Below are 13728 nucleotides of genomic sequence, written 5' to 3'. Positions count from 1 at the left end.
AAAGGTATAGAAATGGATGCACCTAGAATTCTTTTTGCTCAGATATTCACAGAGTTTTCATTGGTAAAAAAGACTGAAAATTTTGATAATAATTTCACTTTTATTAAGGGGGACTTTTTATGACAACAACGGTATTAAATGTATCAACTTATTCTTTTTATCTTAACGGTGAGTGGAAAGAAAGCAAATCGGGGCAGACAATTGACATTGTTTCTCCATACCGTCATGACGTGATTGGAAAAGTGCAGGCTATCACAAAAGAAGAGGTCGATGAAGCAGTACATGCCGCGCAAAAAGCTCAGAAAGGGTGGGCAGAAATTTCTCTCCAAGAACGTGCCAAGTATTTATACAACTGGGCGGATGAGCTGGTAAGAATGCAGAGTGAAATTGCCGAAATTATTATGAAGGAAGTTGGAAAAAGCTTAAAAGATGCAAGGAATGAAGTAGTGCGCACAGCAGATTTCATTCGCTATACAGTTGAAGAAGCCCTTCATATGAACGGAGAAAGCATGAAGGGAGATAGTTTTCCTGGCGGTTCTAAGTCTAAAGTTGCCATTGTTGAACGCGTGCCTTTAGGCGTGGTACTCGCGATTCCTCCTTTTAACTATCCGGTAAATTTGTCTGCTGCTAAGCTTGCGCCTGCTCTTATTTCAGGAAATGCAGTTATCTTCAAACCCGCAACGCAAGGAGCGATCAGCGGTATTAAGATGATTGAAGCTCTTGATCAAGCAGGTATTCCACAAGGACTTGTAAACGTCGTAACGGGCCGCGGATCTGTTATTGGGGATTATTTGGTTGAACATAAAGGCATTAACATGATTTCATTTACCGGGGGAACAAATACAGGTACTCAATTAGCTAAAAAGGCAGGCATGATTCCTCTTGTATTAGAACTTGGAGGAAAAGACCCGGGTATTGTATGTGAAGACGCAGATTTACAAGAAGCAGCAAAACATATTATAAGCGGAGCATTTTCTTATTCCGGTCAGCGCTGTACAGCTATTAAACGTGTACTTGTGCATGAAAAAGTGGCAAACGAGCTCGTAAATATTTTAAAAGAAGAAGTACATAAACTATCAGTGGGTTCTCCTGAAGATGGATGTACGATCGTTCCATTAATTGATAGCAAGGCAGCGGACTTTATTCAGATTTTAATTGCAGATGCACTAGGAAAAGGTGCAACAGTTGTGACTGGAAACAAGCGTGAAGGAAACCTTATCTATCCTACGCTTTTAGATGACGTGAATGATACTATGCGCGTGGCATGGGAAGAACCATTCGGTCCTGTGTTACCAATTATCCGCGTCGCTTCTGATCAAGAAGCCGTTGATATAGCAAACGAATCAGAATTTGGCTTACAAGCAAGCGTTTTTACAAAAGATATTAATAAAGCCTTCTCAATTGCAAATAAAATTGAAGTAGGATCCGTTCAAATCAACGGACGCACGGAACGCGGTCCTGATCATTTTCCTTTTATCGGCATAAAGGGATCCGGTATGGGTGCTCAAGGCATTCGTAAAAGTATTGAATCCATGACTCGTGAAAAAGTAACGGTATTAAATCTTCAATGATTGAATTCCAAGAGCTCTTCAAATCAAGCCAGTAGAGTGTAGAGAATCTCATGGGAAAAAGCCTGTGCTCCAAAAAACACAGGCTTTTAAACATTTTATTTACCTATCACTCGATTCCATCTTTGTAGTTCTTATGCCAGTTTTTATCACCTTTATGTTCGATATCCTCAACGGTTTTTTCAAGCTCTGACATAATGAGTGTTTTCACTTGATAAATGGTATCAAAAAAAGCTTTCTCTTCATCCGGATTCGGCTTTATTTTGGCTGCTGCCGAAATATCAACATATCTGCGATGTTCAGTTGTTAATTTATCAAGCGCATCAAAAATATGAGAGGTCAGAACAGCAACCTCCTTATGATTATCAGGCAGTTTTTCTTTTAATGTTTCAATTCTTTTATCCATGTTAAAGTCCCCCCTATAACGTGTTGTATTTATGTAACTTTCCCACTAATAAAAATGAATAACCTTAAATAGCAAAAAATTATGGGAATTAGCACGTGAAACAAAAGTATACTACAGGATATCATGTTAAAGTGAAAAAACGGTGAAATGAGTGGGTATATTTTCAATATAGAGAAGTTTGTACTAATAAAAGAAGAGGTCTTTTAGCAGGTAACCTTTACCTGTGTTTTCAAGCCTTGCCTATATCTAATCGATATAAAGCTTTTTTAAAACATTTGTAAGTTGATTCATTTTGCATCAAAAGAATTTTTTGGTATATTATAGATGTGTTTAAAAATGCAACAGAAGGTGATTGAATGAAAGTACTGGCTATCGCTCCTTATAACGGTTTAAAAGAGCTAATGATTACCCTAGGAGAAAAAGAAGAATTCGAGTTGCAAGTAGAGATAGGTGATTTAGAAGAAGGCCTGACTCTTGCCAAAGATGCAATACATAATGGCATAGATATCATCATCAGTCGAGGAGGAACGGCGGAACTCATCCAAAGAGAGTTGACTATCCCGGTTGTTGAAATTGAAGTTTCTGGTTACGATATGCTTCGCGTGCTGACGCTTGCTAAAGGTTACCCAGGAAAAAAAGCAATTGTTGGGTTCTCTCCTATTTCAGAAGGAGCTTCTACAATTTGTGAAATACTAGATATCAATATGTCTGCATACAAAGTCAAAAGCGAGAAAGAAATCGAGCCTATTTTAGTTCAATTACAGCAAGATGGATATACAAATATTATTGGAGATGCCATTACGGTAAAAATAGCTGAAAAGCTTGGACTCAATGGTATATTGCTGACTTCTGGAAAAGAAAGTGTTTTAAAATCTTTTCAAAATGCAAAGAAAATATATGGATTTCTCTCGTCTTTCAAAAAAAACTACTTGATGTCTTATGATATTATTCAAAATGAAATGGAAGGAATTGTTGTATACAATTCAACGTCTCAAGCTATTTTTTCTAATCCTTATTTTAATAAGAATTTTACTGACAGCTTTAAACAAAACCTCAATGTAGAAGAGGCTGTAAAGACTGTATGTAACACAGGTTCTTTTGAAACAGTCTTTAGTAGGGATGATGACTTTTGGACAGTAAAAGGATATCCTCTGGAAACCTCACATTCAAAATTGATTGTGTTTCGCATTAATCAATATAAGTCCAATGAAAATCAAGGTATAGATGGAATCTCAATTGTGTCTTTACAAAACGAAGCAAGCTCTGCAAGTAACCTTACGACTATCGTCACAAAAAACGAGAGAATGCAAGGTGTTTTAAAAGCTGCAACTATTTATGCTAATACGGAAGAACCTGTATGGATTAGCGGTGAAGAAGGAACTGGAAAAGAACGACTAGCAAAGCTTATTCATGTTAATAGTGAAAGACGTGAATATCCACTGCTTATTATAGATTGTGAAGTCCTCTCAAAAGCACAGTGGGCGCGCCTTCTAGACAAGAGTTCTTATGATAATTTATTAGCCCATAATCCACATGGAAGCGTTATTTTAAACAATATAGATTTTTTAGAATTGGATACTCAAAAACAATTAACAAGTTACTTGAAAAAGAATTCAACTACGTGCCGTTTTATAACTTTATCGCGTAAAAGTATCAAATACTTAACTGAAACACAGCGTTTTGATCAAGAGTTGTATTATTTATTAGCTAGTTTAACCTTGGACCTTCCTTCATTAACAGAAAGAAAAGAAGATATCGAAAGCTTAGCTCTTTTCTTTATCGGAGAATACAATATAAAATTCGGCAAGCAAATCGTAGGGATACGTAGCGATGCAAACGAAAACTTAAAGAATTTTGAATGGACTGGTAATATAAAGCAGCTAAAACAGATTATTAAAGAGAGTGTACTATTAGCTGAAGGGGCTTTTTTAGAGCTTCATGATCTAAAGAAAGTAATAAGTACTATTCGCGTTACAAGTGACAATCAGGAAATTGATTTAAACGGAACGTTAGAAGAAATCGAACGAAAAATCATAAAAAGAATATGGTTAGAAGAAGGTATGAATCAAACAAAGACAGCTGAAAGGCTAGGTATAAATCGAACCACTCTGTGGCGGAAACTAAAATGAAATTTCCTATATATATTCGATTGAGTCGAATTTAAAACCACTTTATCTATAAGTTAGTAAAGATAAAGTGGTTTTTCCTGTTGAATTTTTAAACAATTTAGAAAAGATTAAATTTTATCACCTTTAACTGTTGATTAATTAAACATTTATGTATATAATTCAAATTGTAAACGTTTTAAAAAAGTAAATTGTATATAAATGTTGCAAAAATAAACAATTAACTAAATGCAAATAGATAGTGTAGGGAGGAAGGAATATGGAGTTAAAAGGAATTATTCCAGCGTTATTAACGCCTTTAACAAAAGAGCAGAAAATAAACGAACCGGTACTGCGTCAATTAACTAGTCATCTTATTGAATCAGGTGTCCACGGCATTTTTGCTTTAGGAACAAATGGTGAATTTCATCTCTTCACAAAAGAAGAGAAATTAAAAATTGCTCAAGTGATCATTGATGAGGTCAAAGGAAGAATCCCCGTAATTATTGGTACGGGAGGGAACAGTACAGAAGAAGTTATTGAATTGTCAAAGCAGATGGAAGACCTTGGAGCAAATGCTCTTTCTGTTATTACTCCTTACTTTGTTACACCAACTCAAGAAGAAGTAATCGTTCATTTTCAGCGAATAGCAGAAGAAACATCTTTACCAGTTCTTTTATATAATATCCCTTCAAAAACGGGAATGAGCTTAGAACCCCATACTGTCGCCAAGCTAGCAGATGTTCCTAATATAGTAGGAATTAAAGATAGCAGCGGTAGCTTCGAGAATATCAAAAACTATATTCATGTAACAAAAGACAAAAACTTTTCCGTGTTTGCAGGAACGGATTCTTTAATACTAAAGACCTTAGAAGCAGGAGGAGTAGGAGCAGTTGCAGCAACTGCAAATATGGTCCCTGATATTGTCGTATCTATTTACACCAGCTGGTTAAAGGGATTTAATAACGAAGCGGAAGAAGCTCAAAAAAAATTACAGCCTCTTCGAGACACATTCCAATACGGTACGCTTCCATCGGCTTTGAAAAAAGCTGTAGAACTATATGGAATTCCGGTAGGCCCTCCTAAACTGCCAGTCTCTGAACTATCAGGAGAGGGACTTGAAAAGGTAAAAGAAATGGTTGCGGGCTATAAAAAACAGAATGCACTTTAAAATAAACTAACTATAAGGGAAAGAGGTTAAAATGATGCAAACGCTTTATCAATTTCAAACAGCAAATCATCTTATCGCAGGACAAAATTCAATTGAAAAAGTAGGAGAACACCTTTCTCTATTAGGTACAGAAGTCAAGTCAGCCTTAATTATTACTCAACCATCGATGAAAAGGTTAGGTTTTGTCGAGAAGCTTATTCATCAGTTATCTGACAAAGGTGTATCAGCCTATGTGAATATTGATGTTCTTCCAGAGCCAACGGTTGAAAACATTGAAGAAGTTTTTCAAGCCATTAGCAAAGAACAGTATGATGTATTAATTGGATTTGGTGGAGGAAGCGTGCTTGATGCAACAAAAATTCTTTCAGTCTTACAAACAAATAACCAATCTATCCGTGAACTATTAGGTACAGATTTAGTTAAAAACCCAGGTACACCAACTATCTTAATTCCAACTACTTCAGGAACAGGTTCGGAAGTAACGCCTAATGCGATTGTTACACTGCCCGATGAAGAATTGAAGATTGGAATCGTAAGTAAGTATTTACTGCCTAAATTAGTGGTACTCGATCCAGTTCTAACATTAAGTCTGCCAAGACCTATCACAGCTGCAACCGGGATGGATGCATTTACTCACTCATTAGAATCATTCATTTCAAATAAATCAAATTTAATAAGCGATATGGTTGCATTAGAATCAATTCGTCTCATCTCGTCTAGTATTATAGAAGCTTATCAAAATGGGAATTCGGTCGAGGCGAGAGAAAAAATGCTTGTAGGTTCTATGTATGGCGGAATGGCTTTAACAAGTGCAGGTACTGCTGCGGTTCATGCATTAGCATATCCGCTGGGCGGAAAATTCAAAATTCCTCACGGTGTAGCTAATTCGATGCTTTTACCTCATGTGATGGAGTTTAACATGGATGCCATTGAAGATCGGTTGTTCCTTGTAGCCGAGCCTATGGGAATTAAAATAGAGGGTTTTTCAAAGACGGAAGTAGCTCAAAAAGTAGTAAATCGTATTGTAGAGTGGACAAACGTTTTAGAAATCCCACAAAATCTAAAAGAATATGGAGTAAAGGAAGAAGATGTTCCAGAGCTAGCTCTTTCCGCTTCAAAAGTAACGCGATTATTAAATAATAATCCTAAAGAAGTAAGTTTGAAAGATATGGAAGGAATTTACCGTAAATTACTTGTTTAAAAAGGTGATGACATTCTATGAAAATATCCGTTATTTCTGATGATTTAACAGGCGCAAGTGATTGCGGAGGACAATTAGTTCGCTATGGGTTAGATGTTTCTGTCGTTTTAACCGACGACAATAGTAATTTAAGTAAAAAAGAAGCTTTTATATTTAATACGGATAGCCGCGCTGTTTCAGGGAAAGAGGCTTACGAAAGAGTTAAAAACGTTTGTGAAAGAATTCAAGGTGAAACATTTGATGTTATTTACAAAAAAATTGACTCCACAATGAGAGGCAATATCGGACAAGAAATTAATGCTGTTTACGACGTATTTCAACCTGATTTTGTTTTTATCGCTCCAGCCTTTCCAAACGCCGGAAGACAAGTAATTAACGGCGTACATTTTCTGAATCAAAAACGTTTAGATGAAACTGAAGTAGCGAACGATCCTAAAACTCCCGTAAAGGATTCTTTAATTGCCCGACTGGTTAAAAACCAAGCGCAAAAGGAAGTGGGCCATCTTTCGTACAAAGATCTTCATGCAGGATATGAATTTATCTTCAAAAAGCTTAAAGCATACAAAAATCAAAACATTTCATACATCACAGTAGATTCAATTCATGAATCAGATCTTAAATGTCTCGTTGAAACGATAAAAAAGACGGAATTTTCTGTTGTATGGTCTGGTTCAAGCGGGTTAATTAATTATTTACCTCAAGCTTATGGACTACAGCCATCCACAAAGAAAGTCAGTTTTCTAAGAAATGATCAACCTGTGCTATTTGTTATTGGAAGCGTAAGTAAAGTTGGAAGAAATCAGCTGAACCAACTATTACTATACTCTGACACCATTAGTGTAGAAATGAACCCATCAAAAATCATTTTAGACGGTGTTTCCAGACAAAAAGAAATAGATCAGGTAATAGAGAGGGCTTTAACATTTCTGAAAACAGGAAAAAGTATTGCTTTATTCTCTTCAGAAGAAGTAAAAGAAACACAAGAGATTGGTAAAAAACAAGGCTATAGCGCTATTGAAATAAGTGACTATATTTCAATGGCCATGGGAGAAGTAGCTGTAGATCTAATTAATCAATGTAATATTACTAATCTTTTTCTTACAGGAGGAGACACGGCTCAACAAGTGTTAAGTCAATTACAGGTTCATAGACTTCATTTGGTTGACGAAGTGGAGCCTGGTATACCACTTGGCAAGTTAGATTATAAAAGAGAGATTTTTGCTGTAACGAAAGCAGGAAGTTTTGGTACAGATGTAGCTATGCTTAAAGCTAAATCGAAGCTGCAGGGGAAAAAAGATGTTTGGGAACCCTCTGTAAGATTAAGCAAATAATTAAACAGTACAATAAAAATGGAAGTGAATTTTAAAGGAGGAATATGATGAAACCTGTTATCGGAATTACAATGGGCGATGCAGCTGGAGTAGGTCCAGAAGTTATTGTAAAAGCACTAGCAGATCCATCGGTTTATGAAGCATGTTGTCCTATTGTTGTAGGAGACGCTAAGATAGTAGAAAGAGCGATCAAAATGACACAAACCTCGTTAACTGTCCATCGCGTTAACGAGGTAAATCAAGGAGAATTTACTCATGGCGTAATTGATTGTCTTCATTTGGACTTAGTGCCGGAAGATCTTCCAGTTGGAGAAATCTCATCATTAGCTGGGAGCGCAGCGTTTAAATTTATTAAAAAAGCGATTGAATTAGCAAAAAAGCAAGAGATACAGGCCATTTGTACGGCACCTTTAAATAAAGAAGCGTTACATAAAGGAGGCTACACTTACCCTGGCCATACTGAAATTTTAGCAGAGCTTACGAATACAAAGGATTATTCTATGATGTTATCTTCACCAAAGCTAAAAGTCATCCACCTTACTACTCATGTAGGATTAAAAAAAGCAATAGATGCTATTACACCGGAACGAACATACACCGTTATCAAACTTGCTCATGAAACATTGAGTCGCGCAGGTTATAAAAACCCGCGAATTGCCGTTTGCGGAATTAACCCTCACGCTGGAGAGAACGGTTTATTTGGAGAAGGGGAAGAGGAAGAAAAACTAATTCCTGGTATCCAAATTGCAGCTTCTGAAGGGATAAATGTTACAGGTCCATACCCTGCAGATACGCTATTTTTCCGTGCAGTTCGCGGAGATTTCGATATTGTCATCGCTTGTTACCACGATCAGGGACATGTGCCTATTAAAGTCCTAGGGTTAGAAGAGGGTGTCAACATTACAGTTGGTTTAAACGGCGGCGTTATTCGCACTTCTGTCGATCACGGTACAGCATTTGATATCGCAGGAAAAGGAATTGCTGATGAAAGAAGTATGTTAGCTGCTCTCCAGTCCGCTGCAGAATTGTCGCCTAAAAAGGTTTTAAATAAGTTTTAAAAGTGGCGTTGTTATCAATTTTTTATAAAATGTCTTCGGAGGAATTTGAATATCTTTTACTATGAGTATAGTAGTGGTAATAATATGAATTTTAATCAAAGAACTCTGAAGACAGTGAGTTATATTTTGTAATGTTTTATTACTTCTTCACAGAACACAAATGAAAGCGCTTAATAAATATCTGCATAAAACGTTTGACTACTGACCAATGAATCTTTTTAGAACAGAAAAAATGGTAGAGGCATTGAGAAAAATAAATCCTAAAATATTGAAAGTTTTATCGACATATATCAAAATTCTGTTGTTATTATAGGAGGAAATCTATAATGAAAGCATTAAATCCTTCAAGCCTGGTTTTTGTTTTAGCAGTAATTGTTGTATATATTCTATTTACAACATGGTTAACAATGAGATTAAGAAGTAAATCCAGCGCGGAATTTAATAACGCAGCCAAAACATTGCCTGCGCTTGTAGTTGGAATCTTATTAATGTCAGAGTTTATTGGCACTAAATCAACAGTAGGGACTGCTGAATCATCATTTACTGGTGGTATTGCGGCTTCTTGGTCACTTATTACGGTAACGATTGCTTTTTTTCTCTTTTCATTCTTTTTGGTTAATAAATTTTATGGGACTGGGAAATATACTATTTCCGGTATAATTGAGCAGAAATTTGGAAGATCTACAAAAACGGTTGTATCAATTATTATGATAGCTGCTCTTTTACTTGTGAATCTAGGAAACTACCTGAGTGGTTCTGCGGCCATTGCTTCTTTGTTAGGTTTACCATTGATGACATGTGCTATTATTACAGCCGTTGTCAGTACATTTTATTTTACATTTGGGGGAATGAAAGGGGTAGCTTGGGTAACCATTCTTCACTCATTTGTGAAATATGCGGGTGTCTTGATCACAGTAGGAGTGGCATTGTACCTTTGCGGTGGGTTCAAGCCTATCGTGCACGAACTGCCAAAAAGCTACTTTACATGGGATGGAACGATTGGTGGAGGGACCATTTTTGCATGGCTTATCGGGAATATGGGGGCTATTTTCTCTACACAATTTATTATTCAAGCCATTACGTCGTCAAAAAGTGCAAAAGCAGCTAAAAAATCAAGTTTATATGCAGCACTATTATGCTTGCCGCTTGCATTGGCAATCGGAGTGATTGGGGTATGTGCACGATATTTGTATCCAAATATCGATCCTATCTATGCGTTTCCAGTATTCTTAGAACATATGAATCCAGTATTAACAGCAATTGTAGCAACGTCCTTAGTAGCATCCATTTTCGTTGGGGTTTCAACCGTGGCTTTAGCTACAACAACATTAATTGTTGACGATTTTTATGTTCCAAAAGCTAAACCATCTGCTGAAAAACAGATGAAGATGACTCGAATTATTTCTGTGGTTGTTGGTATCATCCCTTTACTTGGTGTAGTTTTAGCTCCGGAACTATTAACTTTATCTTTTTTCACTCGTGCATTGAGAACATCTATTGCTGTGGTAGCTGCAATGGGATTTTATCTTCCATTCTTTAGTTCAAACCGAGGTGCAACTATCGGCTTAGCAATGTCTGGTATTTTCACAACTGCATGGTATTTGCTAGGAAACCCTTTTGGTATTGACAATATGTATGTTGCTGTTATTACACCCTTTGTCGTGATGATAATTGATCGATTTATCGGTGGAAAAGCTAAAAAGTCTGAAAATACAGAATCTAATACTGTAGAATATATAGATGCAAAGTAGAAAATAGCTTAGTTTACGTTAATACGTTAAAAGGAGAGATATGTAATGAGTAATCAATCAACGACTATTGTAGCAGATGGAAAATTAAAAATGTGTCCAGACGGATTGGAACATGTAGAGGCATATATTCCTTCTGATTGTATACAAAATCACGCTTCTAATTTACTTGTGTTAGACAATGGTGACCTGTTATGCACTTGGTTTGGCGGCACACAAGAGGGAATAGCCGACATTCACATTTATCTATCAAGACTTAAAAAAGGCCAAAAAGAATGGAGTAAAGCTGTAAAACTTTCAGACGATTCCGCTCGTTCTGAGCAAAACCCAATTTTATTTCGTGCGCCAGACAATAAATTATGGTTATTGTACACGGCACAAAAATCCGGTAATCAAGATACAGCGATTGTAAGATATCGTATTTCGGAAGATGAAGGCTATTCGTGGGGACCTATTGAGACTTTATTTGATCAGCCAGGTACTTTTATTCGACAGCCTATTGTTGTATTAGATAACGGTGATTGGCTTTTACCTGTTTTCTATTGTATTACGCCTCCGGGACAAAAGTGGACAGGAAATAAAGATATAAGCGCGGTGAAAATCTCAAAAGATCAAGGTGAATCTTGGGAAGAGTACGAAGTGCCTAATAGCTTAGGGTGTGTTCATATGAATATTGAAAAATTAGATGATGGTACGCTTTTAGCATTATTCCGCAGCCGCTGGGCTGATCATATTTATAGCAGCCGTTCAACTGATTACGGGAAAACGTGGAGCGAGCCCATTCCAACGCAGTTACCTAATAACAATTCTTCTATTCAATTCACAAAATTAAATAACGGGCATTTAGCGCTAGTTTTTAACAATATGAACGCCGATAATTGTACGGAGCGCAGGCTGTCGCTTTATGATGAAATTGAAGATGAAGAGGATACAGATATTCTGTCTGCTAATCAAGATACGCCTGAAAAAGATGATGAAGGCAGACAAGCATTTTGGGGAGCGCCTAGAGCACCGATGACAGTTGCGATTTCAGAAGATGGCGGGAAAACATGGCCATATAAAAAGGATATTGAAATAGGGGATGGCTATGCAATGACTAATAACTCAAAAGAAAAATTAAATAGAGAATACTCATATCCTTCTATTAAACAAAGCGCTGATGGAAAAATTCATATCGCTTTTACGTATTTTAGACAAGCTATTAAATATGTATGTGTCTCAGAAGAATTCATAAAGTCTTAATAGCTTCATATACTTCGGAGGGATAAAGTATGCTGTTGGAAAACAAGATTGCAATTATTACAGGAGCTAGTAGAGGTATTGGAAAGGCTATCGCTTTAACTTTAGCTAAAAATGGTGCCTCATTAGTTATACACGGTACGAATCAGACTTTATTAAATGAATTAGCTTTACAGGTTGAGGACTTAGGTAGAGAATGTATTGTAAAAGCTGGGGACGTAGCAGATCCAAATGTTGCAACCGAGGTTGTAAGAGCTGCTGTAGAGCGTTTTGGAAAAGTTGATATTTTAATAAATAATGCGGGTATCAATATGCGCAGCTCAACATTAGAAATGACTTTGGATGATTGGAAAAAGGTATTAGATGTTAATTTGAATGGAACTTTATATTTCTGTAAAGCCGTCTTACCTTATATGATTGACAGAAATTATGGGAAAATTGTCAATGTAAGTTCTACAACAGCCAAAACAGCGCATAAAAATGCAGCGCCATCTTACGGAGCTTCAAAAGCTGCAGTTAACTACCTTACGATGCATTTAGCTTTAGAAATGGCGCATCACAATATTTTTGTAAATGCTGTATGTCCAGGTCCTGTAGAAACGGACATGAGCAATCAATGGACAGATGAATACAGGAAAGAAGTAACAAAGCGAATTCCGTTAAATAAGTTAGGAACTCCTCAAAATGTTGGGGAAAGCGTTTTGTTTTTAGCTTCAAGTATGTCTGATTTTATAACGGGTGAATCCATTAATGTAAATGGCGGAACATACATGAATTAGGGAATGAAAAGCCTAGAGAGTTGACTATCTAGGCTTTTCAATTGTTCCTCTAAGGAATAGAATAGAAACAGGTGATTAAAATGGAATTTTTAACAATTTTATTACCTATTTTCGGCATATTTGCATTAGGTTTTATTGGACAAAAGAAAATAGGGTTCGATACGAAAACAATATCCACCATGGCGCTTTATCTGATGTCCCCGATATTAGTCTTTAGAACATTTTATACGACAAAATTTCAGTTCGATTATTTATATCTTGCTTTTTATACATTTGCCCTTTGTTTTACTTTAATTATAGTTGTATATATTGTGGCGTTTATTCAGAAGTATTCCACTCGAGAGACATGCGGAATGATATTAGCTTCTTCTTTTATGAACAATGGGAATTACGGTACCCCTGTGATTTTACTCATCTTTGGAGTTTCAGGACTTGACTGTGCAATCATTTTAATGGTTATTCAACAGCTGGCGATGTGTACAATCGGAGTTTACTACGCCGCCAAAGGAAGTGCAGAAGAAAGTGGTATACGTTCAGCTGTTCGTGCTGTTCAGCGCATGCCTGCTATATATAGCGCCTTTTTGGGAGCTTTTTTACAATTTTTCAATATTCATTTAGGAAAATCAGTTCTCGAAGCGGTAGATTTAGTAGCAAATGCAGCAATTCCTACGGTTATGATTGTACTCGGCATGCAGCTGGCAAAAATATCAGTTAAAAATTTAGCCAAAAGCAAAGTTTCTTTATCACTTATAATTAAACTGATCATTTCTCCTGCCGTTGCTTATTTACTTACTTTGTTTCTTCCAGTTGATGACATGGTTAAACAGATTATGATTATTACGGCCGCTATGCCAACAGCAGCAAACACGACCATGTATGCGCTGCAATTTGATACTGAGCCAGAATTTGTTTCAAGTGCAACGCTTATTAGTACATCGTTGAGTTTAGCTACTTTACCCCTAATTTTTACAATTTTATTGTGAAAATCTTTTATGACTACGTAATTTTTATGTCATATGACCTTTTTTGACTATTTTTTATGTTTTTATGACTTTTTTTGAATGAATTTGATTGTTTTTGATGTTTTTTCGAATAATCTGATATATAATGAAAGCGTAAACA

Annotated in this window: 11 protein-coding genes; 10 read left to right on the top strand and 1 reads right to left on the bottom strand. The window is 36.3% G+C overall.

Annotated elements, in window-relative coordinates; translation table 11 throughout:
* Positions 1-119: 119 nt before the first annotated feature.
* Positions 120-1571, top strand: a complete 1452-nt coding sequence (locus AC1D0Y_RS14485; RefSeq protein ID WP_336091651.1) for an NADP-dependent glyceraldehyde-3-phosphate dehydrogenase — start codon at positions 120-122, stop codon at positions 1569-1571.
* A gap of 106 nt (positions 1572-1677) precedes the next feature.
* Here the strand turns inward: AC1D0Y_RS14485 and AC1D0Y_RS14480 are convergent, their stop codons facing one another.
* A complete protein-coding gene (locus AC1D0Y_RS14480) occupies positions 1678-1974 on the bottom strand; it encodes a hypothetical protein (protein WP_013082749.1) in 297 nt (98 codons plus the stop codon).
* Between the two features lie 434 nt (positions 1975-2408).
* Between AC1D0Y_RS14480 and AC1D0Y_RS14475 the strand changes: the two genes are divergently transcribed.
* From AC1D0Y_RS14475 to AC1D0Y_RS14435, 9 genes are all read left to right on the top strand, one after another.
* The gene (locus AC1D0Y_RS14475; RefSeq protein ID WP_477707724.1) at positions 2409-4103 is read left to right on the top strand and encodes a PrpR N-terminal domain-containing protein; all 1695 of its coding nucleotides are present in this window, start codon (positions 2409-2411) and stop codon (positions 4101-4103) included.
* Between the two features lie 256 nt (positions 4104-4359).
* Positions 4360-5250, top strand: coding sequence for a 4-hydroxy-tetrahydrodipicolinate synthase (dapA, locus tag AC1D0Y_RS14470; protein ID WP_477707723.1), 891 nt, complete (start codon positions 4360-4362; stop codon positions 5248-5250).
* A 34-nt stretch (positions 5251-5284) separates the two neighbouring features.
* Positions 5285-6451, top strand: coding sequence for an iron-containing alcohol dehydrogenase (locus tag AC1D0Y_RS14465; RefSeq protein ID WP_253352946.1), 1167 nt, complete (start codon positions 5285-5287; stop codon positions 6449-6451).
* 17 nt (positions 6452-6468) lie between these two features.
* Positions 6469-7782, top strand: a complete 1314-nt coding sequence (locus AC1D0Y_RS14460) for a four-carbon acid sugar kinase family protein (RefSeq protein WP_098658497.1) — start codon at positions 6469-6471, stop codon at positions 7780-7782.
* 44 nt (positions 7783-7826) lie between these two features.
* Entirely contained in the window at positions 7827-8840 is a 1014-nt protein-coding gene (gene pdxA, locus AC1D0Y_RS14455) for a 4-hydroxythreonine-4-phosphate dehydrogenase PdxA (protein WP_098579509.1), read from the top strand.
* 326 nt (positions 8841-9166) lie between these two features.
* Positions 9167-10591 carry a sodium:solute symporter family protein gene (locus tag AC1D0Y_RS14450; RefSeq protein WP_102813350.1) on the top strand — a complete coding sequence of 475 codons (1425 nt, stop codon included), beginning with the start codon at positions 9167-9169 and terminating at the stop codon, positions 10589-10591.
* Positions 10592-10636: 45 nt separating this feature from the next.
* Positions 10637-11830, top strand: a complete 1194-nt coding sequence (locus AC1D0Y_RS14445) for a sialidase family protein (protein WP_098249952.1) — start codon at positions 10637-10639, stop codon at positions 11828-11830.
* A 29-nt stretch (positions 11831-11859) separates the two neighbouring features.
* On the top strand, positions 11860-12606 hold the full coding sequence (locus tag AC1D0Y_RS14440; protein WP_098249951.1) for an SDR family NAD(P)-dependent oxidoreductase: 747 nt from the start codon (positions 11860-11862) through the stop codon (positions 12604-12606).
* Positions 12607-12686: 80 nt separating this feature from the next.
* Positions 12687-13589 (top strand): AEC family transporter, encoded by a 903-nt coding sequence (locus tag AC1D0Y_RS14435; protein WP_253352679.1) that lies wholly within the window; start codon positions 12687-12689, stop codon positions 13587-13589.
* Positions 13590-13728 lie beyond the last annotated feature (139 nt).

The sequence above is a fragment of the Priestia sp. P1_B12_1 genome (assembly GCF_056406695.1).
Note: the sequence above shows the minus strand (reverse complement) of the source record. Positions and strands in the feature narration are given on the sequence as shown.

Bases quoted from the DNA above. Each gene is read 5' to 3' on its own strand.
- AC1D0Y_RS14485 (WP_336091651.1), top strand. From the start codon at position 120: ATGACAACAACGGTATTAAATGTATCAACTTATTCTTTTTATCTTAAC.
- AC1D0Y_RS14480 (WP_013082749.1), bottom strand. From the start codon at position 1,974: ATGGATAAAAGAATTGAAACATTAAAAGAAAAACTGCCTGATAATCAT.
- dapA (WP_477707723.1), top strand. From the start codon at position 4,360: ATGGAGTTAAAAGGAATTATTCCAGCGTTATTAACGCCTTTAACAAAA.
- AC1D0Y_RS14465 (WP_253352946.1), top strand. From the start codon at position 5,285: ATGCAAACGCTTTATCAATTTCAAACAGCAAATCATCTTATCGCAGGA.
- AC1D0Y_RS14460 (WP_098658497.1), top strand. From the start codon at position 6,469: ATGAAAATATCCGTTATTTCTGATGATTTAACAGGCGCAAGTGATTGC.
- pdxA (WP_098579509.1), top strand. From the start codon at position 7,827: ATGATGAAACCTGTTATCGGAATTACAATGGGCGATGCAGCTGGAGTA.
- AC1D0Y_RS14450 (WP_102813350.1), top strand. From the start codon at position 9,167: ATGAAAGCATTAAATCCTTCAAGCCTGGTTTTTGTTTTAGCAGTAATT.
- AC1D0Y_RS14445 (WP_098249952.1), top strand. From the start codon at position 10,637: ATGAGTAATCAATCAACGACTATTGTAGCAGATGGAAAATTAAAAATG.
- AC1D0Y_RS14440 (WP_098249951.1), top strand. From the start codon at position 11,860: ATGCTGTTGGAAAACAAGATTGCAATTATTACAGGAGCTAGTAGAGGT.
- AC1D0Y_RS14435 (WP_253352679.1), top strand. From the start codon at position 12,687: ATGGAATTTTTAACAATTTTATTACCTATTTTCGGCATATTTGCATTA.